General features: G+C 67.8%; 21 protein-coding genes and 4 pseudogenes. 16 read left to right on the forward strand and 9 right to left on the reverse strand.

What is annotated here, in order from left to right; all coding sequences use genetic code 11:
• Window positions 1-224 precede the first annotated feature (224 nt).
• The 3 genes from AC1DJN_RS13020 to AC1DJN_RS13030 form a co-directional block, all read right to left on the reverse strand.
• The gene (locus tag AC1DJN_RS13020; protein ID WP_478039297.1) at window positions 225-2,135 is read right to left on the reverse strand and encodes a CocE/NonD family hydrolase; all 1,911 of its coding nucleotides are present in this window, start codon (window positions 2,133-2,135) and stop codon (window positions 225-227) included.
• Between the two features lie 202 nt (window positions 2,136-2,337).
• Window positions 2,338-2,724 carry a DUF4440 domain-containing protein gene (locus AC1DJN_RS13025; RefSeq protein ID WP_478039298.1) on the reverse strand — a complete coding sequence of 129 codons (387 nt, stop codon included), beginning with the start codon at window positions 2,722-2,724 and terminating at the stop codon, window positions 2,338-2,340.
• Window positions 2,724-4,082, reverse strand: a complete 1,359-nt coding sequence (locus tag AC1DJN_RS13030) for an MFS transporter (protein ID WP_442251976.1) — start codon at window positions 4,080-4,082, stop codon at window positions 2,724-2,726. The genes AC1DJN_RS13025 and AC1DJN_RS13030 overlap by 1 nt, the downstream gene beginning before the upstream one ends.
• A gap of 82 nt (window positions 4,083-4,164) precedes the next feature.
• On the opposite strand from AC1DJN_RS13030, the pseudogene AC1DJN_RS13035 reads away from it, so the two are divergent.
• Window positions 4,165-4,812: pseudogene (locus tag AC1DJN_RS13035) on the forward strand (substrate binding domain-containing protein); the annotation flags it as partial.
• Between the two features lie 29 nt (window positions 4,813-4,841).
• On the opposite strand, the pseudogene AC1DJN_RS13040 reads toward AC1DJN_RS13035, so the two are convergent.
• Window positions 4,842-7,634, reverse strand: a pseudogene (locus AC1DJN_RS13040) (beta-glucosidase); the annotation flags it as partial.
• Window positions 7,635-7,970: 336 nt separating this feature from the next.
• On the opposite strand from AC1DJN_RS13040, the gene AC1DJN_RS13045 reads away from it, so the two are divergent.
• Window positions 7,971-8,405 (forward strand): VOC family protein, encoded by a 435-nt coding sequence (locus AC1DJN_RS13045; protein WP_025878496.1) that lies wholly within the window; start codon window positions 7,971-7,973, stop codon window positions 8,403-8,405.
• 218 nt (window positions 8,406-8,623) lie between these two features.
• Complete coding sequence (locus tag AC1DJN_RS13050) at window positions 8,624-9,328, forward strand: helix-turn-helix domain-containing protein (protein WP_032975256.1); 705 nt, start codon at window positions 8,624-8,626, stop codon at window positions 9,326-9,328.
• An 8-nt stretch (window positions 9,329-9,336) separates the two neighbouring features.
• Here AC1DJN_RS13050 and AC1DJN_RS13055 read toward each other — a convergent pair whose 3' ends face one another.
• Window positions 9,337-10,215 carry a sterol desaturase family protein gene (locus tag AC1DJN_RS13055; RefSeq protein WP_442252206.1) on the reverse strand — a complete coding sequence of 293 codons (879 nt, stop codon included), beginning with the start codon at window positions 10,213-10,215 and terminating at the stop codon, window positions 9,337-9,339.
• Window positions 10,216-10,393: 178 nt separating this feature from the next.
• Between AC1DJN_RS13055 and AC1DJN_RS13060 the strand changes: the two genes are divergently transcribed.
• The 7 genes from AC1DJN_RS13060 to AC1DJN_RS13090 all read left to right on the forward strand — a co-directional run bounded on the left by AC1DJN_RS13060 (window position 10,394) and on the right by AC1DJN_RS13090 (window position 19,108).
• Window positions 10,394-11,299: a LysR family transcriptional regulator gene (locus AC1DJN_RS13060; RefSeq protein WP_442252207.1), complete on the forward strand. Its 906-nt coding sequence runs from the start codon at window positions 10,394-10,396 to the stop codon at window positions 11,297-11,299.
• Between the two features lie 92 nt (window positions 11,300-11,391).
• The gene (locus tag AC1DJN_RS13065; RefSeq protein ID WP_442252208.1) at window positions 11,392-12,042 is read left to right on the forward strand and encodes a DsbA family oxidoreductase; all 651 of its coding nucleotides are present in this window, start codon (window positions 11,392-11,394) and stop codon (window positions 12,040-12,042) included.
• A gap of 33 nt (window positions 12,043-12,075) precedes the next feature.
• Window positions 12,076-13,083, forward strand: coding sequence for a cyclase family protein (locus tag AC1DJN_RS13070; RefSeq protein ID WP_442252209.1), 1,008 nt, complete (start codon window positions 12,076-12,078; stop codon window positions 13,081-13,083).
• Between the two features lie 286 nt (window positions 13,084-13,369).
• Window positions 13,370-13,984, forward strand: coding sequence for a translesion DNA synthesis-associated protein ImuA (imuA, locus tag AC1DJN_RS13075; protein WP_442252210.1), 615 nt, complete (start codon window positions 13,370-13,372; stop codon window positions 13,982-13,984).
• A 9-nt stretch (window positions 13,985-13,993) separates the two neighbouring features.
• Window positions 13,994-15,403: a Y-family DNA polymerase gene (locus AC1DJN_RS13080; protein ID WP_033831382.1), complete on the forward strand. Its 1,410-nt coding sequence runs from the start codon at window positions 13,994-13,996 to the stop codon at window positions 15,401-15,403.
• A gap of 5 nt (window positions 15,404-15,408) precedes the next feature.
• A complete protein-coding gene (locus AC1DJN_RS13085) occupies window positions 15,409-18,519 on the forward strand; it encodes an error-prone DNA polymerase (RefSeq protein ID WP_478039299.1) in 3,111 nt (1,036 codons plus the stop codon).
• Window positions 18,520-18,601: 82 nt separating this feature from the next.
• The gene (locus AC1DJN_RS13090) at window positions 18,602-19,108 is read left to right on the forward strand and encodes a hypothetical protein (RefSeq protein WP_025879224.1); all 507 of its coding nucleotides are present in this window, start codon (window positions 18,602-18,604) and stop codon (window positions 19,106-19,108) included.
• Window positions 19,109-19,118: 10 nt separating this feature from the next.
• On the opposite strand, the gene ptsJ is transcribed toward AC1DJN_RS13090, so the two are convergent.
• Window positions 19,119-20,402, reverse strand: coding sequence for a MocR-like B6 salvage transcription factor PtsJ (gene ptsJ, locus AC1DJN_RS13095; RefSeq protein WP_442252212.1), 1,284 nt, complete (start codon window positions 20,400-20,402; stop codon window positions 19,119-19,121).
• Window positions 20,403-20,477: 75 nt separating this feature from the next.
• Here ptsJ and AC1DJN_RS13100 point away from each other — a divergent pair, with 75 nt between their 5' ends.
• The 5 genes from AC1DJN_RS13100 to AC1DJN_RS13120 all read left to right on the forward strand — a co-directional run bounded on the left by AC1DJN_RS13100 (window position 20,478) and on the right by AC1DJN_RS13120 (window position 23,302).
• The gene (locus tag AC1DJN_RS13100) at window positions 20,478-21,251 is read left to right on the forward strand and encodes a YggS family pyridoxal phosphate-dependent enzyme (protein ID WP_478039300.1); all 774 of its coding nucleotides are present in this window, start codon (window positions 20,478-20,480) and stop codon (window positions 21,249-21,251) included.
• Window positions 21,248-21,961 (forward strand): glutamine amidotransferase, encoded by a 714-nt coding sequence (locus AC1DJN_RS13105; RefSeq protein ID WP_032975246.1) that lies wholly within the window; start codon window positions 21,248-21,250, stop codon window positions 21,959-21,961. The genes AC1DJN_RS13100 and AC1DJN_RS13105 overlap by 4 nt, the downstream gene beginning before the upstream one ends.
• A complete protein-coding gene (locus AC1DJN_RS13110; RefSeq protein WP_032975245.1) occupies window positions 21,946-22,170 on the forward strand; it encodes a hypothetical protein in 225 nt (74 codons plus the stop codon). The genes AC1DJN_RS13105 and AC1DJN_RS13110 overlap by 16 nt, the downstream gene beginning before the upstream one ends.
• Before the next feature lie 68 nt (window positions 22,171-22,238).
• Window positions 22,239-22,766, forward strand: a complete 528-nt coding sequence (locus AC1DJN_RS13115; protein ID WP_032975244.1) for a hypothetical protein — start codon at window positions 22,239-22,241, stop codon at window positions 22,764-22,766.
• Complete coding sequence (locus tag AC1DJN_RS13120) at window positions 22,763-23,302, forward strand: hypothetical protein (RefSeq protein WP_051584910.1); 540 nt, start codon at window positions 22,763-22,765, stop codon at window positions 23,300-23,302. Before AC1DJN_RS13115 ends, AC1DJN_RS13120 begins: the two co-directional genes overlap by 4 nt.
• A 256-nt stretch (window positions 23,303-23,558) precedes the next feature.
• On the opposite strand, the gene AC1DJN_RS13125 is transcribed toward AC1DJN_RS13120, so the two are convergent.
• Complete coding sequence (locus tag AC1DJN_RS13125) at window positions 23,559-23,759, reverse strand: hypothetical protein (protein WP_478039301.1); 201 nt, start codon at window positions 23,757-23,759, stop codon at window positions 23,559-23,561.
• Between AC1DJN_RS13125 and AC1DJN_RS13130 the strand changes: the two are divergent.
• Window positions 23,686-24,343: pseudogene (locus AC1DJN_RS13130) on the forward strand (energy transducer TonB family protein). The gene AC1DJN_RS13125 and the pseudogene AC1DJN_RS13130 overlap by 74 nt on opposite strands.
• On the opposite strand, the gene AC1DJN_RS13135 reads toward AC1DJN_RS13130, so the two are convergent.
• A complete protein-coding gene (locus AC1DJN_RS13135) occupies window positions 24,340-24,774 on the reverse strand; it encodes a RidA family protein (RefSeq protein WP_025879232.1) in 435 nt (144 codons plus the stop codon). The pseudogene AC1DJN_RS13130 and the gene AC1DJN_RS13135 sit on opposite strands and share 4 nt — an antisense overlap.
• Window positions 24,775-24,882: 108 nt before the next feature.
• Window positions 24,883-25,067: pseudogene (locus AC1DJN_RS13140) on the reverse strand (cation diffusion facilitator family transporter); the annotation flags it as partial.

A 25,067-nucleotide genomic window follows, 5' to 3' on the forward strand; every position in this document is an offset into this window, starting at 1 on the left:
CTGCARGCGATCTGTTCCGGTAGGTGTCGACCTTGGTCGACACGCTTTCGCRCCACCGCGTTGCCGGCCAGCGGCCGGCACTACCCCGTCGGTCCTGCAAGCGATCTGTTCACGCTTTCGCGCCACCGGGTTGCCGGCCAGCGGCCGGCACTACCACAACCGGCGCTACCGACATCGCGCGACCGGGGTAGCGCCGGGCTGTGCCCGGCGTCATCCCCTCCGTCTCAGTACACCGGCAGTTCGATGTAACTGGCCTGCGCGGCGCTGTGCCATACCCGCTGCGTCGCCTTCTGGTAGTCACCCGGCTTGGCCAGGTAGATGTTCGGCACGTAGGTCTGTGGGTTGCGGTCGTACAGCGGGAACAGGCTGGACTGCACCTGCACCATCACCCGGTGGCCCTTCTGGAAGGTGTGGTTGGCWTTGGGCAGGTCGAAACGGTACGGCAGCACCTGGTTGGCCGCCAATGCCTTGGGGTCGCTGAAGCTCTCGCGGTAGCGGCCACGGAAGATCGCCAGCGACACCGGCAGCTCATAGCCGCCCATCTCCGGTGTCGATGCTTCCTGGTCGGGATACACGTCGATCAGCTTCACCACCCAGTCGCTGTCGGTGCCACTGGTGGAAGCCTGCAGGTTCACCACCGGCGTACCTCCGATACGCAGCGGTGCGGTCAACGGCTCGGTGATGAAGGTCAGCACGTCGGGGCGGCCATCGACGAAGCGCTGATCCTTGACCAGCCAGGTCGTCCACATGTCGCGGTCGCCAAAGCGCACCGGACGCGGTACGAACGGCACCGGCTTGGACGGATCAGACACGTATTCCTCGAAGTCGCCCTCGCCCGCCGCCGGCGCCTGGAACGCCAGCTTGCCACCGGCACGCAGGTACAGCGGCTTGCTGTTTGCCGCGCACGCCTTCTCGCAGCTGCGCGGCCAGCCCTGCAGGCGGTCCCAGTGGTTTTCACCGGTGTTGTACACCAGCACTGGTGGCGTATCGGCCTTCGGCGCGCCATCCACCAGATACTGGTCGAAGAACGGCTTGAGCACGTCGCGGCGGAACTGCAGCGCGGTATCGCCATCGAATTTCAGCGCCCCAAGCTGGCTGCCGTCATAGTTCACCTGGCTGTGCCGCCACGGCCCCATCACCAGGTAGTTGTGGGTGTTGCCGGTATCGCGCCCTTCCATCGCCTGGTAGGCGTGGTTGGCACCCCACATGTCTTCCTGGTCCCACAGGCCCTGCAGCCACATGGTCGGCACCTTCAGCGGCGTCTTCGCCATCACCGCATCCAGCGCCTGGCCCTGCCAGAACGCATCGTATGCGGGGTGCTGTACCAGCTTTTTCCACCAGGTCAGCTGGTCCACGCCGGTAAAGCGCGCGTAGTCACCGGCCGAGCCGATGCGCAGGAAAGTGCTGTAATCGTCGTAGCCCAGCGACGGCAGCGGCGTGCCCTTGCCACGCTTCTCGGTCTGCATCGCGAAGTAGTTGAAATTGACCTGGCGGAAAGCGCCGTAGTTGAGCCAGTCGTCACCCATCCAGCCATCGACCATCGGGCTCTGCGGCGCGGCCACCTTCAGTGCAGGGTGCGGATCGGTCAGCGCCATCACCACGGTGAAGCCTTCGTACGACGAGCCGAGCATGCCGACCTTGCCGTTGGTCTCCGGCACATGCTTGACCAGCCAATCGATGGTGTCCCACGCGTCGGTGGAATGATCGACCTTGGTACCGTTCAGTGGCCCACGCAGCGGCCGCGTCATCACGTAATCGCCTTCGGAGCCGTACTTGCCACGGATGTCCTGGAACACGCGGATGTAGCCGCCATCGACGAACACTTYATCGCCCTGCGGCAGCAGATCGCGCATGCGCGGCGAATCGCTGCGGCTGGCGCGGCCGGCGGCGTCGTACGGTGTGCGGGTCAGCAGGATCGGTGCATTGTGGGCACCCTTGGGCACCACGATCACCGTGTACAGCTTGGTGCCATCACGCATCGGCACCATCACCACGCGCTTGTCGTAGTCGCGACCCACATCGGGGGCGACGAAGGGTTTTCCGCTGATGTCCGGGGTCATCGGCGGCGTGTCGGCGGCCAGCACGGCGCTGGACAGGCTCAGGGCTACGGCAACAGCAACGGCACGCACACGCATGGACATCACCTCCCGGCAGGAAAGGCCCCAGCCTACTCCCGTAGCCCCCGGCAAAGCGTGTGCCTGCTTTGCATTCTGCGGCGTTTACAGGCAGGACTGATGGCACATGTGCGGTCTGCTGCCGCTGCGCTCACCGGGCATGGCCCGGTGCTACCCGTTCACGGCCAACCACGGTAGCGCCGGGACATGCCCGGCGGATCCATCACGCCACCGGTACTTCATGCAGGGCCAGCCAGCGCCAGCGCCCTCCTTCCTGCCGCAGCACTGCCAGCGATTCCCGCCACGCGGTTTCTTCCCCACCCACGGCATGCCCTTCGCGATAACGCAGCACCGCCRGCGGCGACGGCGCTTCCACCGCCTGCACGGCCTCGATGGCGATCCCCAGTCCCGGCCGGGCGCCGTGTCCGCCCACGAACAGCGCCTGCACGGCAGCGCGGTCCAACCTGCGACCGGAGATGCCGACCATGCTGAAGTCCGCGCAGAAATGTTCCATCAGATCAGCCAGTGCATCGGCCGCGACCTCTGCGCGGAACCAGGCCTGCAGCTTGTCGTGCAGCAGGTGGATTTCGTGTTCGGCGGTCATGTCCATCAAGCAGTCTCCGGAGCGGAAAGGGAATGCAGCTGCGACCGGCGCAGCAGCGCCAGCGGCAACAGGGTGAGTACGGCCGCCAGGCCCAACGCCACGCCGGTGGCATGCGCCGGCCACCACTGCATGGCCAAGGCCAGCAGCAGAGCAATGGCGGCGGTACCCAGGCAGAAGCTGAGCTGGCGGTTGAGGTTCCACAGCGCACTGGCATCGCCCAGCGCCTCGGCGTCCACACTCTGGAACGCCAACGTCTGCGCGGTGCTGCTGCACAGGCTGCCGCCAGCGCCCATCAGGGCGAACAGCGTTGCGGCCAGCGTGAAGGGGGGCTGCGATTGCAGCGCCATCAGCAGCAGACCGCTGGCCTGCAGGACCATGCCCAGCCGCAGCACCGAGCCCGGCCCGAAGCGCGCCAGCAAGCGTCGGCTGCCGGTGATTGCCAGTGCCGAGGCCAGCGCCCACGGCAACATCAAGGCGCCGATCTGCGCGGCGCTGTAACCGGCGTGGTTCAACTGCAGGGTACTGGCCAGCTGGCTGCCGATGAACACACCCGGCACCGCCAGATAGACCAGCATCGCCATGCGCAGGCCTCGATGGGACAGCAGCGACCAGCGCAGCAGCGGCTGCGGCTGCCGGCGTGCATTACGCAGGTGGGCGGCGGCCAGCACTGCTGCCAGCAGCAGCAACCCTGCGCCGGCGAAGCGATGGTCGGGCTCACCCAGCCAGGTCAATGCCAGCAGCAACGCGCCCAGCGCAGACATGGCGGTGGCCAGTGCATAGCCCTGCAGGCGTGGCGCACTGCGCAGGCCATCGGCCGGCATCCACGCCAGCACCAGGGCGATCGCCAGCACCGCCAGCGGCAGGCTGGCCCACAGCACGCCGCGCCAGGACAGCCACTGCACCAGCAGGCCGCCAAGAGCCGGTGCAAGTGCCGGCACCAGCAACGCCACCAGCAGGATGCGCCGGGTCAGCGCACCGCGTTGCTCAGGCGTGCACTGCCGGTACGCCGCCGCCTGCGCCACCGGAATCAGCAGCCCGCCAGCCAACCCCTGCAGCAGCCGCCAGCCCAGCAGCCAGCCGATGGACGGCGCGGCGCCGGCCAGGCCCGCAGCCACCGCGAACAGCACCAAGGCAGCCAGCAGCAGGCGACGCTCGCCGCAGCGCGCGGCCAGCCACGGGGCCAGCGGAATCACCACGCTCAGGCCCAGCATGTAGGCCGTGCCTACCCAGGCCAGGGTGCCGATGTCCGCATGCAGCTCGGCCGCCAGCGCCGGGTAGGCCACGGTGGCGATGAACATGTTGACCAAGTCCAGCGCGAACACCAGCAGGAAGATCGCCTCATGGCGCAGGCGTGGGGAAGGCATCAGCAGGCTCCGGCAGCGAAGGCGACAGCATCGCGGACCAGCGTTGTTGGAAAAACACGACGGCAGCTGCAACACTGTCAAACAGCATCAACTGCAGGGCGTACTGCGCCTGACCACCACCCCGGAGTACGCGCAGCTGCGGCTGATTCCAGCACTGGAAGCCTTCCGCGCGCAGCATCCAGCGCTGGCGCTGCATCTATCGACCTCGCCAGCCCCGGCCGACCTGATTCCCGAGCGCTTCGACCTGGCGATCCGCCTCGGCCGCCTGCCCGATTCGCAACTGCATGCCACCGAGCTGGAACGTCACCCGCTGTGCGCGGTCGCCGCTCCGGCATTGCTGGCGCGCCTGGGGTCCGCCGAGGCGGTGGATGATCCGGTGCTGCTGGGCACCCTGCCCCGCCTCGGCTATCCGCGCCTGGCCGATGTGCCAGTGGTCGCGCCGGATGGCAGCGATGCATTGTTCGCCACCAATCCGGGCAACGCGGTGATACGCGTGGATGGGGCCAGCAGCCTGCGCGCGTTCGCCGTGGCCGGTGCAGGAGTGACCGTGCTGCCACGCTGGCTGATCGAGGACGATCTCGCCCACGACCGCCTGCGGCCGGTGCTGCGCCAGCATCGTTTCCCGCAGCAGAGCGTGTACGCGGTGTACCCGCACAGCAGCCAGCCCTCGCCGAAGGTGCGGCAGCTGATCGATTTCCTGCGCGGGTGGTTTGGTGACGACGCCAGCTGAATCCTTCGCCCGCCGGGCATGGCCCGGCGGCGCAGCACCTGCTCCACCAGCTGCACGTCCACCGTCTGCAGCGGCTCGGCGGCGTTGCGCGACAACTGCACCTGGTAGGTGCCGCCGGCGATCTTCCACTGGCGTGCCTGCGCATCGTAATGCGCCAGGGTCTTCGGCTCGGCTTCGATGCGGATGCGGCGCTGTTCGCCCGGTTGCAGCTCGACCTTGTCGTAGCCGATCAGGCGGATCGGCGTGGCGCTGCCGGCCGGCAGCTTCAGGTACAGCTGGGCGACGTCGGCACCGGCGCGCATGCCGGTGTTGCGGATGTCGACGCTGGCAACCAGGCGCGAACCCTCCACGCTCACCTTCAGGTTTTCATAGGCGAACGAGGTGTAGGACAGGCCGTGGCCGAAGGCGAAGGTCGGGGTCAGGCCCTTGGCCGCCATCCACTTGTAGCCGACGTTGGCGCCTTCGATATCGAAATCGAACACATCGCCGAACGGCTTGGCCGGCTTGAAGCCAAGGCCATCGATGTGCGGGCGCGGCAGCTGCGATTCGTCCACCACCCAGGTCACCGGCAGGCGGCCGGACGGATTGGCCTGGCCGGTCAGCAGTGCGGCAATGCCTTCACCGCCACGGATACCCGGGTACCAGGCCTGCAGCACCGCCGGCACCTGCGCCAGCCACGGCGTACGCACCGGGCCGTTGGTTTCCAGCACCAGCACGGTCTTCGGGTTGGCCTTGGCCACCGCCGAAATCAACCCATCCTGGTTGTCCGGCAGCTGCATGTCCGGCAGGTCCACCGATTCGGCCGCCCACTGGGTGGCGAACACGATGGCCACATCCGCCTGTGCAGCAGCCTTGGCCGCAGCGGCGGCATTGGTGCCGTCCACATAGGTGATGGTGGCGTCCGGACGCGCGGCACGCAGCGATTCCAACGGCGAGGACGGATGGAATATCACCGGGCCCGGCCAGGTGGTCGGCAGCACGCCCGGCACCGCGTTGGTGCCCTTGGCCGTGACGCCCACCATCGACGAACCACCGCCACCGATCACGCCCTTGTCGGCATGGCCACCGATGATGACGATGCGCTTGGCGCTGTCGGCCAGCGGCAGCAGGCTGCCTTCATTGCGCAGCAGCACGCTGCCTTCTTCCACCGTGCGCTGGGCCACGGCGAAACCGGCTTCAGCGTCGACCTTCTGGTGCTGCGGCGGGTTGTCGAAGTTGCCGTGCAGGAACATCGTGCGCAGGATGCGCGCGACCATGTCGTTCAGGCGCGCCTGCGGTACCACGCCGCCGTGCACGGCCAGGCGCAGCGGCTCATCGAAGAACACCGCCGCATCGAACACTTCACCGGCGGACTGCTGGTCCAGGCCGGCCAGCGCCGCCTTCGAACCGCTGTGCACGCCGCCCCAGTCGGACATCACGAAACCGGGGAATTTCCACTCCTGCTTCAGCACCTGGTTCATCAGGTAGCCGTTTTCGCAGCCGTAGGTACCGTTGATCTTGTTGTACGAGCACATCGCCACGCCCGGGCGGCCAGCTTCCAGCGCGATCTCGAACGCCAGCAGATCCGACTCGTGCATGGCCTGCTCGCCAATGCGCACGTCATGGAAGTTGCGGCGGGTCTCCATGTCGTTCAGCGCGAAGTGCTTCATCGACGAGATCACGTGCTGGCTCTGCACGCCCTGGATCACTGCGCCGACCATCGAACCGGCCAGCAGCGGGTCTTCACCAGCGTATTCGAAGTTGCGGCCGTTACGCGGGTCACGCTGCAGGTTGACGCTGCCGGACAGCAGGATGTTGAAGCGCTGCTGCCAGGCTTCGCGGCCCATCGTCGCGCCACCGGCAAAGGCAACACCGCGGTTCCAGGTGGACGCCGTGGACGGGCCCGACGGCATGGCGGTGGCGAAATCACCCGGGCGGATGCCACCGGGATTGGTCACGCCCACGCCGGCGTCGGCCGACTGCTGCGACGGAATGCCCAAGCGCGCTACGCCCGGCACGAAACCGGCCGAACCCACCGCACCTTCCGGCAGCTTGCCACCGTCCTTGCCCAGCCCGAAGTAGCTGTGCAGCATCTGGAACTTCTCGTCCTCGGTCATCGCCTTCAGCAGCAGCGCAGCGCGCGCATCGGCGGTGAGCGTGGTATCCATCCACGGCTGCTCGCCGCCCTTGTCAGCCGCATAGGCCAGGGTCAGCAGGGTTGCACGCAGCGCGCTGCCTTCAACCTTGAACGGCGCACTGCTGGCGGCCTGGAAGCCATCGCTGAAATAGCTGGCATCGGCCTCCAGGGCCACGCGTGCCGGATCGAAGCCGGCCGCTTTGGCCGATTCACCGGCCACCGCGCCGAGCAGCACCGCCGGCGCGCCCAGTCGCGAACGCGACACCAGTGCCGGCAACTGCGAAGCACCGGCGCCAGCGTCGGTGTACACCGCCACTGCATGGCGGCCGTCATCCAGGCGCAGGTAGTTCAGGCCCGGCTGGTCGGGGCCGGATTCGGCGGCGATCGGCAGCCGGGTCAACACGGCCTGGCCGTGCTGGGTCTGGCCGTCATCCTTGCCGGCGGCGATGAAGCGGTACTGGTAGCCCAGGCCATCGGCCAGCAGCTGCAGCGGATCGACCTGGCCGATGCCGCGCTGTACCTGGCGAACGCTGACCGCATCCACCTGCAGGGTCTTCAACTGGGCAGCCAGGGCCGGCATCGCGTCCGCGGTCGGCGCCTGTTCCAGCGTCAGCACGGTGAAGGCGGCGGAGTCGGCCCAGGCCGGGGTGGCCAGTGCGGCAGACAGGGCCAGGGACAGGGCGAGCGGCTTTGTAAACGTTTTCATCGGCGGGCGTAATTCCGTTGCCAAGGCAATCGGTCCAGGGAAAGTGCCGCCGAAGGGTGCAGCGTCATGCCGCGCATGCGTTGCCGGGCAACGCCTTGCAGGCCAGAGGACGGGCCGGTCTGCGCGCGGGACCCTCCTCCCGTGCGTGACAACCTGCCTGTCCGGGCCGCGCAGGGCGACCCATCATGTGAAGAGTGTGCGAGGGCGTTCATCGCTGTCAACAGGACCTAAGTCACAGGCGCGATGTGCGGACTGGTTATCAGCCCATCACCGGCGGTCATCAACGGGCTGCACGGCGCTGCCGATAATGGTTCTCCCCGGCGACGAATCGAGCCCATGACCGTACATCGCGACTTCGACCATCTCTGGCGCGACCGCTGTGACACCTCCAGCCAGCGCAGCCCGCGCGTGCTGATCCGGGTGTTCGTCGCCCCCGGCGAACTGGAACGCAGCGTGGCCTTCTACGAGCAGCTGCAGGGTGTGGTCGCCGATGCCGGCTTTCCGTTTCCCGATGCGGGCCTGCGGCTGGCGATGGTCGGTGCGTTCCTGCTGATCGAAGGCTGCGACGAGGCGCTGGCGCCGTTCACGTCGACCACGGGCACGTTGCTGGTCGACGACGTTCGGCCTTATCACGACAAGTTGGTGGCCGCCGGCGCCGAGATCATCTTTCCGCTGCAGGTGGTACCGACCGGTGCGGCGTTCAATGCGGTGCATCCCGATGGCACCGTGGTCGAGTACGTGCACCACCGGCCGGACCCGCAGGGGCGGTGAGGTGGCGGCCGGGCTGCGCCCGGCACCCGCAGAGGCAACGGCCAATGCAACAGCAGAAGCAAAAGCTGGGCTCCTATGGGTAGGCGGGGTGGGTCCGGTTGCGGGGGGCGCCGTGAATCCATCCATGGAGGCTCGGTCGCGCCATCCATGGCGCTCACGCCCCCGCAACATGCGTGGATGTTTTTCCCATGAACCTTTGCGGCATACGTCATCCACGCATGGCGTGGATCTACAATTCCTCCATGTCCTCCCCCGCTCTACCCTGGAATGGCACCCTGCTGTTGGATGCACACGTGGCCGTGCTGCAGGGCCACGCCGGTGACAGCGCCGCGCATGCGCACTACGCCCATCAGCTGCTGCTGAGCGACGGCGTCCCTTGGCAGGTCGAGATCGATGGCGTGCAGCAGCAGGGCCAACGGCTGTGGCTGCGCTCCTTCCAATCGCACGCGATCCTGTCGGCGCCCGCTGACGGCTGCACGGTGTTCCTCGAACCGGCACATGCCGACCTCGAACAGATCCAGCAGCATCTGCAGTCGTTGCCCGGCAATGCCGCGCAGCTGCACGAGTGGCTGCCGCGACTGAGCCGCCCACAGCCCCTGGACCGCCGCGTGCAGGCGGCGCTGGCCCGCATCACCCAGCACCTGCCCGGCCCGGTGCCAGCCGCCGATATCGCCGAGGCCGCGCATCTGTCGACCAGCCAGCTGCATCGGCGCTTCCAGTCCGAGCTGGCAGTGACCCTGCGCGGTTGGGTGCTGTGGCAACGGCTGCGCAGTGCGCTGGCGCATCATCTGCGCGGGCACAGCCTGACCGACAGCGCGCATGCTGCCGGTTTCGCCGATCTGCCCCACCTCTCGCGCAGCCTGCGCCGCATGTTCGGCATCGGTGCCGCGCAACTGCAGGGCCTGCAGCTGCACGCGGCCTGACGCATCGATCAACCGCGCCTGCGCAGTCCTTCCGGAAGCTCCGGCACCTCGCCATGGGGCAGCGCGCGGAAGGGGGCCAGCAGTTGTGCGGAATACGCCAGCGGATAGTCCGGCTGGCTGCCGATGCCCAGATCACGCTGCCGCAACCGATAGCCCGGTGCATCAAACGCGGTCCCCAGCAGGTGGTCCCACACGGTGAAGAACAAACCGAAATTGACATCACCTGCAGTGCCATAGCGGATGTGGTGGAAGCGGTGCAGCGGTGCCCATGCCATCACCCGGCCCAACACACCCGGGCGCATGTCCACGTTGGAATGCTGCAGCAGCAGCTGGATCGCGATGGCGAACGCCAGCACTGCGGCCACCGGCATCGGCATGCCCAACAGCAGCAGCGGCAGTACGCCGCCCACCGCTTCGGCGGCCTGGTGCAGTGGGTGTTTCATCAAACCATTGAAGCCATACATGCGGATCACGCTGTGATGCACCGCATGCAACCGCCACAACCAGCCGATGCGATGGCTGGCGTAGTGCACCAGGGTGATGCCAAGGTCAGCCGCGATGATCGCCACCAGCACCTGCAGCGCGAATGGCCACTGCGTCGGCCAGACGTGCCAGGGCACGATTGCCGCCAGCATCGGCACCGTGGCGATCGACAGCAGGTTCAGGCTTTCATTGACCAGCGCATGCAGGACGTCGCGCAGGCGGTCACCCTGGTCGTGGTTGAACGCCGGATCGTAAGGCCACAGCCGCTCGGCAGCGAACGACACCGCGATGGCGACAGCCAGCAAGGCAAGCAGCCACAGCGGGTCACCGTGGGAGTGGCCGACCCAGGCGATGGCGGCGGCAACAAAACCCAGCAGGAACAACGGGGCATACAGGCGGAGCATCCAGTGCTTCATGGCTGGCTCTGAACAGTGAGGGGCCTGCATGCTGGCGCGGCATGCGGGCTGCAGGCTTGAACAAACAGCGCAACCCCGCGTCCGCTCACGTTGAATGCCCACCTTGGTGGGCGATCCACGTCTGGCGTGGATCTACAATGTCGACCTCATCGCGGCCTGGACCGGCATGGATTCCTTCACCTTGATGCGCGCCTTCCGCCGCATCGTCGAACGCGGCAGCCTCGCCCGTGCTGCCGAAGACCTGGGCCTGTCGCCAGCCGGGCTGAGCAAGCAGCTGCGCACGCTGGAAACGCATCTGGGCGTAGTGCTGCTGCAGCGGACCACCCGCCGCATGAGCCTGACCGAAACCGGCCATGCCTATTACCGCGAATGCTGCCGCCTGCTCGATGAACTGGACGCGCTGGAGCGCGGCATCGCCGAACAGCGCGGTGAAGTGAGCGGGCGCCTGCGGGTCAATGCACCGCAGTCATTCGCGCTGAGCACGCTGTCGCCATTGCTGCCACGCTTCCTGCAGCAGCATCCGCAGCTTGCACTGGACCTGGTGATGGAAGACCGTCTGCTTGATGCGGTTGGCGAAGGGTTCGATGTATCCCTGCGCATCCGCGCCGAACTGGAAGATTCGCGGCTGGTCGCACGCCGCCTGGCTTCGCTGCAGCAGGTGCTGTGCGCGGCACCGTCCTATCTGCAGCACCATCCGGCACCGCAGGTGGTGGAAGAACTGCAGGCGCACAGCGTGCTTGGCTACAGCCTGTCCGATTCACCCGGCAGCTGGCCGCTGCTCGGCCCCGATGGCCAGGTCACGGTGACCCTGCCGACACGGGTCACCGCCAACAACAGTCTGCTGCTGCGTGACCTGCTGGTCGCCGGCCTCGGTATCGGTGCGCTGCCCTCGTTCCTGGCCGCACCGGCACTGGCCAGCGGCGAACTGCAGCAGGTGCTGCCCAACCATCGCTATCCGCCGCGGTTCGTCTACGCGGTCTACCCCACCGCGCGCCACCTGCAACCGAAGGTACGCGCCTTCATCGATTTCCTGCACGCCGAACTGCCCGCCTGCGCCGGGCTGGATTCGTAACCGCCAGCGAAAACTGAGCTGCCCGCCGCGTGCTGTTTCGGCCCGGCGCCACTGCCTACTCTGCCGCCTCCCCTCTCACGGACGGCAGGCCGATGATCGCCTCTCCTTCGCTGACCACCACTGCACCGGTGGTCGATTTCTTTCATGACGTGGTCTGCGGCTGGTGCTTCGTGCTGGCCCCGCGCCTGCAGCAGGTCTCGGTCGAACTCGGCATCCAGGTCCACCACCGCAGCTTCGTGCTGCAGGACTCGCGCGAACAGATGATCGAGGTATTCGGCTCGATGCCGCGCGCCAAGGCCATCATCCTGCGCCACTGGGCCGACTGCGCCGCGCATGACGACAGCGCGCGCATCGATATCGACGGCATGCGGGCACAGGACTTCGAATACCCTTCCGGTTGGCTGGGTGCACTGGCCTGCCAGGCCGCCGGCATGCTCGGCGGCAACGCCGCACACGGCGCGATGTTCGATGCCGTGCAGTGGGCGCACCTGCACCAGCACCGAAACATCGGTGACGTCGAGGTGCTGCTGGACATCGCCGAACAGCTGGGGCATCGGCGTGGCGTCTTCGCCGACCGGATGCGCAGCGATGAGGTGCGCCAGCGCGTGCAGGCCGACCGCGCTGAAGCTGCCGCACTCGGCATCCGCTCCATCCCCACCGTCATCACCGGCAACGGCCTGCGCCTGCAGACCCTGCCGCTGCCGCAACTGCGCCAGGCCCTGGCGCCGCTGGTCGCGGCCTGAGCCGCACCGTTCCCCACCTTCAAGGAGATTCCCATGACCCCACGTACCCTGGGCACCGCCCTGGCCCTGCTGTTGGCCGGCGCCGCGGCTTCCACCGCCGTGTCCGCGCACGAACGCGTTCCCTCCGGCCAGCAGGTCGGCACCAGCCCCTGGGGGCCGAAGGACGAGATCGGCCGCCTCAACCTGATCACCGAGGCCTCACGCGCAGCGATCCTGTCGCGGGTCAGCGGCGGCAAAGCCTACGATCTGGCCACCGAGTACTACGTCGGCATGCCCAGCTGGCAGGATGCCGGCGACCCGCACTACCAGTTCTGGATGACCCACACCCCGCGCGGCACGGTGATGGACGACCCGATGGGCGTAGGCGAGACGATGAACCTCACCCGCAGCTACACCGGCACCGCGTTCTCGATGTACAGCCACACCGGCACCCACATCGATGCGCTGAACCACTTCGGCATCCATGGAAAGATCTGGAATGGCTTCGAGGCCGACAAGCACCTCGGCGACCGCGGCTGGAACGTCACCGGCATCGAGAAATTCCCGCCGCTGATCGCCCGTGGCGTACTGATCGACGTGGCCGGCGCCAAGGGCATGGACATGCTGCCGGACAGCTACCGCGTCACCCGCCAGGACCTGAAGGATGCGCTGGCGCGCCAGCACGTGCAGCTGCAGCAGGGCGACATCGTACTGATCCGCACCGGTCGCATGCGCCTGTTCGAACAGCCCAAGGCCTACATGGCCAACCCGCCGGGCATGGGCATGGATGCGGCGCGTTTCCTGGTGGAGGACAGCGGCGCGATGATCGTCGGCGCCGACAACCTCAGCTTCGAGACCTTCCCTTCCGAAGTGTCCGACGACTACGTGCCGCTGCACACCTACCTGCTGGCGCAGCAGGGCGCGCCGATCATCGAGCTGGTGGCGCTGGATGAACTGGCGCGCGACAAGGTCTATGAGTTCGCCTTCATCGGTGGCCCGCTGAAGATCCGCGGCGGCGACGCCGCGCCGCTGCGCCCGGTGGCCCTGCCGGTCCGCCCGTGACCCGATAGCCGGGCCAGGGTGGGCGGTGCCGACCTTGGCCGGCACCGCTTTTCCCGCATCCAGGCCCCCGTTCCCCAGTAGATCCACGCCCTGCGTGGATGCTTTACCTCCTTCAGCAAGCTGAAACCCCGCCCTCCGATTTCATTAGTAATATTACTCACAAGCCGAGTAGCATGTCCGGTCTCAGCCCCTGATATCGGCCTGTCGATACTCGCTCCATGCCTGCCGTTTCCGCCCACTTCTGCCGCTTCCCGCCAGCCCGGCGCCTCCCCCGGAGGACCGGCTGATGGGCGCCGTCGTCGCCCTCGACCGCCTGCTGGACGGCCGCCAGGTCTGGCGCGGGCCGGCACGCCAGGGGCAGGCCAGCGACCATCTGGCCAGTGGCCACCCGGCGCTGGACGCGCGCCTGCCCGGCGGTGGCTGGCCAGCCAGCGGGCTGTGCGAAGTACTGCAGGCAGCACCCGGGGTCGGTGAACTGGCCCTGATCTGGCCGGCGCTGGCAAAGCTGAGCCAGCAACCACGACCGATCGTGCTGGTCGCCCCACCCTATCGCCCGCACGCCCCGGCATGGGCCGCCGCCGGGCTCGACCTGGCCCAGCTGCAGATCATCCACGCCGCACCGAAGCAGGCGCTGTGGGCGGCCGAGCAGTGCCTGCGCTCTGCCGCCTGCGCCGCCGTGCTGTGCTGGCCGCAGCAGGCCGACGATCGTGCCCTGCGCCGCCTGCAGGTTGCCGCCGACAGCGGCCAGTGCCTGGGTTTCGTGTTCCGCGAGGCCCGCGCCGCCCGCAACCCCTCCCCGGCCAGCCTGCGCCTGCAGCTCGACCATGGCCAGGTGCGGGTGCTGAAGTGCCGCGGCGGGCTGCCACCGGCGCAGCCGTTGCCGCTGGCCATCGCCCACTGAGGCCGCGCCATGCACTGGGCCTGCCTGTTGTTGCCGCAGCTGGCGCTGGACAGCGTGCTGCGCCTGCAGCCCGATCCACAGCGGCCACTGGTACTGCTGCAGGGGCCGGCGCAGCGTCGTGTGCTGCGTGCGGTCAGCCCTGCCGCGCGGGCAGCGGGGCTGCGCCCGGGCATGCTGCTGTCGGCCGCGCAGGTGCTGGTGCAGGACCTGCAGCTGCATGACTACGATCCCAGCGCCGAACAGCACACCCGGCAGTTGCTGGCCAGCTGGCTGTATGCCACCAGCTCGCTGGTCAGCCTCGATTTTCCGCATGCGCTGGTGCTGGAGATCGGTGCCAGCCGTGCCCTGTTCGGCGATTGGCTGACGATCGAACAACGCCTGCGCAACGGCCTGCACGACCTGGGCTTCCGCCATCGCCTGGTCGCTGCCCCCAACCCGCATGCCGCGCGCGTGCTGGCCAATGTGCACGATGGCCTTGGCATCGATGCGCAGCAGCTGCCCGCCGCACTGGCACAGCTGCCACTGGCGCGTAGTGGCCTGCCCGTTGATGCAGTGACCGTGCTGGCACGCTCCGGCCTGCGCACGCTGGGGGCGGCCTTCGACCTGCCGCGCGAAAGCCTGGCCCGCCGCTTCGCCCCCGAGGTACTGCAGCAGCTGGATGCCGTGCGCGGTTTGGGCAACGCGCCGCTGCGCTATTACCAGCCGCCGGACCGGTTCGATGCGCGCATCGAATTCGAATACGAGATCGAATCCAGCCAGGCCCTGCTGTTCCCGCTGCGGCGCCTGCTGCTGGATCTGGCCGCATTCCTGTGTTCGCGCGATGGTGGCGTGCAGCGTTTCGATCTGCATTTCGAGCACGACCTGCTGCCGGCCAGCGTGCTGACCATCGGCCTGCTGGCCCCCGAACGCGATGCGGCGCTGCTGTTCGAGATCGCACGCAACCGCATGGAAGCCTTCGCCCTGCCCGCCGGCAGCCGTGCGCTGCGCCTGCAGGCCGAGCAGCTGCCGCCGTTCGTGCCGGCCGCACGTGACCTGTTCGATACCCGCCCGGCGCAGGCGATGCCATGGACCCAGCTGCGCGAGCGCCTGCGTGCCCGCCTCGGCGATGACGCCGTGCAGCCACTGGCCGTGCAGGCCGACCACCGCCCCGAACGCGCCAGTGGCACCCAGCCACCGGCCAAGCCACCCGCTTGGTGGCCGCTGCGCCCCGGCTGGCTGCTGGAGACGCCACAGCCGCTGCGCGATCCGCGCCTGCGCATCGTCGCCGGGCCGGAACGGATTGAATCGGGCTGGTGGGACCAGGCCGATGCACGCCGCGACTATTACGTGGTGGAAACCGCGCAGGGCCAGCGTGGCTGGGCCTTCCGCACGCGCAATGATCCGCATGCGCCGTGGATGCTGCACGGCTGGTTCGGTTGAGCCCCATGCACACCGATCTGCCCGGATACGCCGAACTGCACTGCCTGTCGGCCTTCAGCTTCCAGCGTGGCGCATCCACCGCCGAGGAACTGTTCGCACGCGCCGCCGGCCAGGGTTACCGCGCGTTGGCCATCACCGACGAATGCTCGTTGGCTGGCATCGTGCGCGCATGGCAGGCGGCGAAGACRCACGGCGTGGCGCTGATCGTCGGTGCCGAATTCCAGGTTGAAGACGGGCCCAAGCTGGCCCTGCTGTGCACCAACCAAGCCGCTTACGCCGGGCTGTGCCAGCTGATCACCACCTGTCGCCGGCGGGCAGCCAAGGGCGGATACCGCTGCCTGCGCGAGGATCTGCAGGGACTGCCCGAGGGCCTGCTGTGCCTGTGGCTGGACCGGCAACCGGCGGCCACCGAACTGGAACTGCTGCGCCGTTGTTTTCCGCAGCGCCTGTGGCTGGCCGTGGAGCTGCACCACGAACACGACGACACGCGCCGGCTGCAGCAGCTGCAGGCCTTCGGCGAGCGCCACCGGTTGCCGCTGGTCGCCAGTGGCGACGTGCACATGCACGTGCGTCGGCGTCGTGCCTTGCAGGACACGCTGACCGCGATCCGCCATCGCTGCAGCGTGGCCGAGGCTGGTTGGCGCCTGTTTGCCAACGGCGAGCGTCATCTGCGCCCGCGCACTGCACTGGCCCAGCTGTATCCGCCCGAACTGCTGGCAGAAACCCTGCGCATCGCCGAACGCTGCCACTTCTCCCTGGACCAGCTGAAATACACCTACCCGCGCGAACTGGTGCCCGAAGGCCACGACCCGGACAGCTGGCTGCGCGTGCTGGTCGAGCGCGGCATTCCTTGGCGTTGGAAAAAGGGCATCGAGCCAGCCCAGCGCAAGCAGATCGAGCACGAACTGGCACTGATCAAGCAGAAGCAGTACGCCTCCTATTTCCTCACCGTGCAGGACATCGTGCGCTTCGCCCGCAGCCAGGACATCCTCTGCCAGGGCCGTGGCTCGGCCGCCAATTCAGCGGTGTGCTTCGTGCTGGGTGTGACCGAGATCGACCCAGCGCGCAGCAACCTGCTGTTCGAGCGCTTCATCTCCGCCGAGCGTGATGAACCACCGGACATCGACATCGACTTCGAACACGAGCGCCGCGAGGAAGTGCTGCAGTACGTGTTCAACCGCTATGGCCGCGAGCGTGCCGCGTTGACGGCGGTGGCGATCAGCTACCGTGGCCGCAGCGCGATCCGCGATGTCGCCCGTGCGCTGGGCCTGCCGATGGACCAGGTCAACGAGCTGGGCGCGGCGATGGACCATTGGGGCGGCAACATTCCGTTGCCGGAAACCCTGCGCGAGCGCGGTTTCGATCCGGAAACACCGTTGATGCGCCGGCTGCTGGCATTGACCGCCGAGCTGATCGATTTTCCGCGCCATCTGTCGCAGCATCCGGGCGGCTTCGTGATTTCCGAGCATCCGCTGTCGACGCTGGTGCCGGTGGAGAACGCGGCGATGGCCGACCGCACCGTCATCCAGTGGGACAAGGACGACCTGGACGCCACCGGCCTGATGAAGGTCGACTGCCTGGCACTGGGCATGCTCACCGCCATCCGCAAATGCCTGGCGATGCTGCAGCAGCACGGCCTGCACGAAGGACGCATGGATGCAATCGAGGACGATGACAAGCCGACCTACGACATGATCTGCGCCGCCGACACCATCGGCGTGTTCCAGATCGAGTCGCGCGCGCAGATGGCGATGCTGCCACGCATGCAGCCGCGTAATTTCTATGACCTGGTGATCGAAGTAGCGATCGTGCGCCCCGGGCCGATCCAGGGCGACATGGTGCATCCCTACCTGGAACGTCGGCGGATCCTGCGCGAACAAGGCCCGGATGCGTTGAATGATCCGGAGAACCCGCTGTATCCAGCGCGACTGGAACGCGTGTTCGCGCGCACTCTGGGCGTGCCCTTGTTCCAGGAGCAGGTGATGCAGCTGGCGGTGGAAGCTGCCGGTTATGAACCCGGCGAAGCCGATGCACTGCGCCGTTCGATGGCCGCCTGGAAGCGTCGTGGCGGCCTGGAACCGCACCGCGAAAAGCTGCTGACGGGCATGTTGAAAAACGGCTTCAGTCTGGAATATGGCGAGCACCTGTTCGAGCAGATCAAGGGCTTCGGCGACTACGGTTTTCCGGAAAGCCACGCGGCCAGCTTCGCCCTGCTCACCTATGCCAGCTGCTGGCTGAAGTGCCACCACCCGGCTGCATTCACCGCCAGCCTGATCAACAGCCAGCCACTGGGCTTCTACAGCCCCGACCAGCTGCTGCAGGATGCACGCCGGCATGGCATCACGGTACTGCCGGTGGACGTGCGCCACAGCGACTGGGATTGCACACTGGACTTCAGCAAGGGCGCGGCGGCAATCCGGCTCGGCCTGCGCCTGGTCGATGGCTGCAGCGAACCGGCCGCGCAGATCATCATGCGTGAACGCGCACGGCGCCCCTTCGACGATGTCGGCGATCTCTGCCAGCGCACCGCACTGGATCGCCGCCAGCAGGGCCTGCTCGCCGATGCTGGCGCCCTGCGCGGTCTCAGCGGCCATCGCCACCGCGCACGCTGGGATATCTCCGGCGTGGAGAACCGCCTGCCGTTGTTCGACCAGGCCCGCGCCACCGCCGAAGCGCGCGTGGCCCTGCCCCTGCCCAGCGCCTGGGAAGACATGCAGGCCGATTACCGCAGCACCGGCACCACCCTCGGCCGCCATCCGATGTCGTTCCTGCGTGCGCAGCTGCGAACCCGTGGCTGCCTGGATGCCGCGCAGCTGGCCAACCATGGTCATGGCCGGCGCGTACGCATCGCCGGCCTGGTACGCATGCGCCAGCGCCCGCAGACCGCCAGCGGCGTCACCTTCCTTRCCCTGGAAGATGAAACCGGCATGGTCAACGCCGTGGTCTGGCGACATCTGGCCGACCGCCAGCACCACGTCCTGGTAGATACGCAGCTGATGCAGATCGACGGCCGGCTGGAACGCGTGGATGGCGTGCAGCATGTGATCGTGCAGCGCATGCACTGCCTGGACGAACTGCTGCAGGGACTGCGCAGCCACAGCCGCGACTTCCATTGACGATACACACCGTCACACACCGAACTGGCCACGGCCGACCGGATTCCGCTATCGTCGGCCACGTCCAAGGAAGGAATACACAATGGCTCGTGCCCTGACCCTGACCACCCTGGTGGTCGCCATGCTCGCGTTGCTCGTTTCCGGCTGGACCGCCTGGAACCTGCATCGCAGCCAGTCACCGCACCGCGTGATCGAAGCGCGCGGCCTGATCATCCACGATGCCAGCGGCCAGCCGCGGGTGATCCTCGGCGCCCCGGTTCCCGACCCCCTCAGCCGGGGCCGCCCGCAGGGGCCGCGTGCCACCGCCCTGTCCGGCCTGATCCTGCTCGGCCCCGATGGCTCCGAGCGCGGCGGCTACGGCACCAGCGACCGGGGTGGCGAAGCCCTGCTGACCCTTGACGATGCCACCGGCACCACCGAGGTCTTCAAGGTGGTCGCCAATCCGGACCGCGGTGCCAGCCTGATGGTCAAGCACCAGAACAACACCGGCGCCATGCTGAGTTCCTGGCAGGGCAAGCCGGAGCTGGTGTTCCTCGACGACAGCGGCCAGTCCTACTACGTGCGCCCCGGCGCCAGCGCTGCGCCCTGAGCGCGCACGCTCAGCGCATCACCGCCGCCAGGTCATCGGCCAACCGACGTTGCTGCGGCGGGCCGAGTGCCGCACAGGTGATGCGCAACCCATGCGCCGGTGCAGACACCGCAAAGACTTCACCCCCACGCACATGCCAGCCACGCGCCGCCAGCGCCAGCACCTGCGGCGTGCTGTCGGCCGGCAGGGGCAGCCACAGATTCAAGCCTTCCATCGGCATCGGTGTCGGCAGCCCGCGCGCCTGCAGCAGGGCCTGCAGACCCTGCAGCCGCTGCTGGTAGCGCTCACCGGCGGCAGCCACCTTCGCCCGTTGCTGCGCCGACTCCAACACCGAACTGGCTGCATCCTGCAACAGATGGCTGACCCAGCCGGTGCCCGCCGCCAGCCGCAGACGCAGGCGCGCCGCGGTCTGCTCATCGCAGGCCAGCCAGGCCACGCGCAGGTCCGGGCCCAACGCCTTGGACAACGAACGCAGCAACGCCCACCGCCGACCGTCCATCGGCAACACCGAGTGATAGGCCTGTTGCGAGAGCAGCGCGTAGTGATCGTCGATCAGCACCGCGACCTGCGGATAGCCGGCCAGCAACTGGCGCAGCGCACGTGCACGCTTCGCGTCCAGGCTGGCACCAGTAGGATTGTGTGCGCGCGGGGTCAGCAGCACCGCGCGTGCACCTGCATCCAACGCCTGCCGCAATGATTCCACCTGCATGCCGTGCGCATCCACCGCCACCGGCAGCGGCGCGTGTCCGGCCGCACCGAGGACATTGAGGCTGCCCAGGAAACAGGGATCCTCCACTGCGATGCGGTCCCCCGGCAGCAGCCACGCCGACAACAGACGCTCGATGCCATCGACCGCGCCATGGGTCAGTTCCAGCGCATAGTCCGGCGGGCAATCGGCATCCAGCGAAGCCCGTGCCAGGCGTTGCATGCGTGGATCGACCGTCTCCACTCCATACAGGCGCGAGGCCGCCGCGGCCACCCGCAGGCTAGGCAGGCAGCGCGGATCCGGGTTGCCGCCGGCCAGGTCATGCAGGGCCAGCCCCGGCGCACTGCCCTCGCGCGCCATCGTCGCCGGCAGGCCGCGCACCACCGTGCCGCGACGCCCTGCCGTACTGGCCAGGCCCGCCGCGTCCAGCCGCTTGTAGGCAGCGGCTACGGTATTGCGGTTGACCCCCAGTCGATCGGCCAGATCCCGCACCGGCGGCAGCACGCTGCCGGCCGCCAGATGGCCGCTACCGATGCCCTCGCGGATGCTGTCGAAGATCGCTTCGGCGCTGTTCCCGGTGATTTTCATTTTGTCCTATGCCAAACTATCTCTTGTCCTGTGCCAGTGTATCCCACCCTGGCCACCCCGCACCGGAGGTGCCCCATGTCCCTCGCCCCCGCCGACTGGCCCGTCGCCCAGTCCGTCGAACAGATCGCCGCCAACCTGGCCACCGTGCGCCAGCGCATCGCCAGCGCCTGTGCCCGCGCCGGTCGTGATCCGGCCAGCGTGCGCCTGCTGCCGGTCAGCAAGACCGTCGATGAAGCACGCATCCGCATGGCCGTAGCCGCCGGTTGCCACCAGCTGGGGGAAAACAAGGTGCAGGAGGCGCAGCGCAAGGCCGAGGCCATGGYCGACCTTGGCGTGCATTGGTCAGTCATCGGCCACCTGCAGACCAACAAGGCCCGCTACGTCGCACGCTTCGCCAGCGAGTTCCAGGCGCTGGACAGCCTGCGCGTGGCCGAGGCGCTGCAGCAGCGGCTGCTGCTGGAGGACCGCACGCTGGATGTGTTCGTACAGGTCAACACCTCGGCAGAGCCCAGCAAATACGGCCTGGAGCCGGCGGCGGTGGCCGACTTCGTGCAGCAGCTGCCCGCCTTCGACCGCCTGCGCGTGCGTGGCCTGATGACCCTCGCCATCTTCACCCCCGAGGTGGAACGCGTACGCGCCTGCTTCGTGCGCCTGCGCGAGCTGCGCGACCAGCTTCAGCAGACGGCGCCGGCAGGCCTGGACCTGTCGCAGCTGTCGATGGGCATGTCCGGTGATTTTGAAGTCGCCATCGAGGAAGGTGCCACCGTCGTCCGCGTTGGCCAGGCGATCTTCGGTGCACGCTCCACGCCCGACAGCTTCTACTGGCCCACCCCGGGAGCACCGGCATGAAGCGCGCCGTTGCCCTGCAGCACGTGGCCTTTGAAGATCTTGGCACCCTGCATCCGCTGCTGCTCGCGCAGGGATGGCAGGTACATACACTGCAAGCCGGCGTGGATGCACTCGATGCAGCCGAAGATGCCGATCTGCTGGTGGTGCTGGGTGGCCCGATCAGCGTCAACAATGGAGCGGCCTACCCGTTCCTCGCCGACAGCATCGCGTTGCTGCAGCGTCGCCTGCAGCAACAGCGGCCGACGCTGGGCATCTGCCTGGGCGCCCAGTTGATGGCGCGCGCACTGCATGCTGTCGTTGCCCCCACCGGCGGCAAGGAAATTGGTTTTGCACCGCTGCTGCTCACCGATGAAGGCCAGCGCTCGCCTTTGCAGGCATTACAGGGCATCCCGGTGCTGCACTGGCATGGTGAAGCCTTCGAACTGCCGGAGGGCGCACGCCGCCTCGCCAGTACGCCCGCCTGTCGCCACCAAGCCTTCGCCATCGGCCACCATGCACTCGCGTTGCAATGCCATCCCGAACTGGATGCGCGCCAGTTCGAGCGCTGGCTGATCGGCCATGCGCTGGAACTGGCCGCGGCCGGTATCGATCCCGTCGACCTGCGCACGCAGGCCCGCCGCTACGGCGGGCCTCTCGCCGCCGCGGCGACCGCAATGTTCCATCAGTGGCTGCACGACCTGCCGGAGACCCGCCAATGCACTACCGCCTGACCATCCAGCACAACGGCATCCATTGGGGCCATGTCGACTGCGACGGTCCCAACGCGCTGCAACGCATTGATGCCATCGCCGCACGCCTGCCCGCTGCCGAAGGCTTCACCCTGCAACGGCAGAAGGGCATCGGTGAGGAGCGCATCCTCTCCAGCACCGCCGATGGCCTGCGCGTGCTGGCCGCGCAGATCCAGTACCGCGATCTCTGACCATCGCGCCAGGAGCCGGCCAGCGGCCGGCACTACCCGGCTACCCACTCCCATGCGAAGCTTCACGCATGTTGAAACTGTCACGCGGCACCATCGACGGCCTGCGCATTGCCCCACGCTGGCCCGCGTCACAGGTCATCGTCGAGGCCGAGGTTCTGCAGCGCCTGCTCGACGCGCAGGCCCTGCTGCCGTCCACGCTTCGTCTGCTGGTCACCCGCGGCTTCGAATGCAGCCAGGGACAGCTGGGCGGCTTCCGGCGCGTGGTCCGGCGGCTGGGCATCGCCGTGTTCCGCTGCTGCTATCGGCATCGCCATGATGAGATCGACGCCATCTTCGGCGCCAATGGCCACGATCTGGACGGGCGTCATGTGGATGTCTCGCTGGTCCTGCACGGCCAGCGCCTGCGCCTGCTTCCGCTGGGCGTGTTCACTCCACTGCGCTGGCAGCAGCAGCGCGTCAGCCGCCATGCCGACGCCGTTGCAGCGGCCAAGGATGCACTGCAGCGATGCGACTTCGATCTGCACCCCAACGCCACGGAGAGCCTGCAGATCCACTGCGACTATCGCGGCATCACGCTGGCGGAACCGTCGCGTTGATCGACGTTCCCCGCGTGTTGCAGGCAACCTGCACCGACCTTCAGCAACGGCTGGGCCGGATCGACAACCTGTCGGGCAATGGCGAACGAAGCCTCATCATCGAAGGCGAACTGCTGCGGTTCCCTTATCGTATCTACGCCGACGCCACGGACCTGTTCCGGCTCGCATCCCAACTGCAGGGTGATACGCGCGCCCTTTGCCTCTGCCTGCTCTCGCGTCACTGCGACGGACATGTACGGCAACGTGCGATCGAGAAGCTGGGGCCCTCGCCGATGCCCTGGGTGCATGCCTTCCAGCTGGCCTTGCTGGGGGAGTACGTGGACGAGGTCGCGTCGGCCGTGGCGATCACGGCGCAACAGACCGGCCTGCAGCGCTATGCCGCGCTCATTGGCGAGAACCGCGCATTCTTCGACCTCTGCCGACAGCGCGCTGCCAGTTACTGGAATGCCTACTACCGCGCCCGCTACCCCAGCCTGCGCATGTTCCCCGCGCACCGCCTGCTGCTGCAGATGGAACGCGCCGCGCGCTCGCCATAGCCCGCTCTACGCGTGCCAGCGCACGCCCGCGTGGCACTACCGCAGGACGGGCGCACACAAACACAGATGCAAATGATTCTTCTTTACTGTAACGTGACGCCGCTGCCCTTGCCGCCGCGGGCTGTTCCCTTCCCCAGCCGTCGCCCGCCCCGTGCCCATGCCTGTCGAATCGACGGATGTCGCGCAGCTGTGCRCAGCCCGCTACCGGCCGCTGCACGCCCACGTCCGTCGCAAACTCATCCAACACAGCTTTGCCTCAGGTGCTGATGCGGTCACTGGCCCTCTGCTCGCTGCCGACGTCGCCGACCCGTCCGGGGTAGTCAGCGATGAGTGAGCGTCGGCAGCACTGGCAAGCGGTGACGATCAGCATCGGGCTGCACCTGCTGCCGTTGCTGCTGTTCGTCCACTGGATGTCCACCCCGCCGCTGCAGCCGCCGCCGGAACAGGACGTGCGCATCAGCCTGCGCCTGCTGGCGCCAGCCACGCCGCCGCAGCCGGTGGAAGAACTGCAGTCCGAACGCTTCAGCCAGGCCCAGCAATCGCGGGCAGCCGAGGCGCGGAAAACACCCCCACCACCGCGGGCCACGGCGGCACCCGAGGGCAACCTCGCCGCCAGCGAGAAGAATGGCGACGGCCACCAGCCCTTGCCCGTGGCCCCACCTGCGGCCGCGACCGATGCCCGTTCCGCACCGGCATCGATCACGGCCGCACCGCCCGCTCCGGACGCACCACCGGCGGACTTCCAGGCCGGCGCCGCCAGCGACCAGTGGGAAGCCCGCCTGATGGCGCGGCTGGAGCGTTACCGCTATTACCCCGCCGCAGCGAGGTCGCGGCGCCAGCAGGGCACCGCATGGGTCAGGGCCAGCATCGACCGCGACGGCCACCTGCGGGCATTGCGCCTGGAACAGTCCAGTGGACAGCCGATGCTGGATGAAAGCGCGCTGCAGACATTCCGCCGCGCCCAGCCTCTGCCCCGGATTCCAGAAGAACTGCCAGCTCCGCAGGAACTGGTGGGTGCCGGTGGAGTACTACCTGCGCTAAGCGCTGTAGGCCTCTGCCTCGATCTCGAACAGCATTCCGTCCAACGCCAGCCGCGGCACCGGAATCAACGTGCAGGTCGGCGCTGCGCGATTGGCCCAACGTCGCCGCACCTGGCGGGCGATGATGCCCAGGCGATCCTCGTCGTGGTCGACCACCAGGATCCGCAGTCGTGCAACATCGGCCAGATCCGCATGCGCCGACCGCAGCGCGGTCTGCAGATTGTCCAGTGCCTGCGACACCTGCTCCTCGAAGCTCGGCGACAGGCTTCCCTGGTCGTCCTCGCCTCCCTGTCCGGCGATATGGATCACACGCGCTGGCAGTCGCACCACCGCCACATGCGAATATCCGTTGGCACTGGGATCGTGCAGGCCGGGCGGATCGAACAGATCCAGCAGGCCATGGCTGAAGTCCGGGGTGGTCAGCAGGTTCATACCGCATGCCTTGTGGGGAATGCGATGCAGTCTGCGACCTCAACTGCTGTTGAGGTCAAACCAATTGCATGCAACAGAGCGGTCCAACGCACGCAACGATCGGAAGGATCAGGTCCACGCCGGATCCGCGGTGAAATCGATCGTCAGCCAGAACGTGCTGCTTCGCGCGTCCAACCGCACTGCAATCTCATCGCGCATCGCATCCACCTCACCCACCGTGCCCAGCGGCGTAGACGGCGACGTCAGGATGTGGATCTCGATGAAGCGCATCCGCCCCATCTTCGCTACATGGC

The organism is Stenotrophomonas sp. 05L414_2 (genome assembly GCF_056397905.1).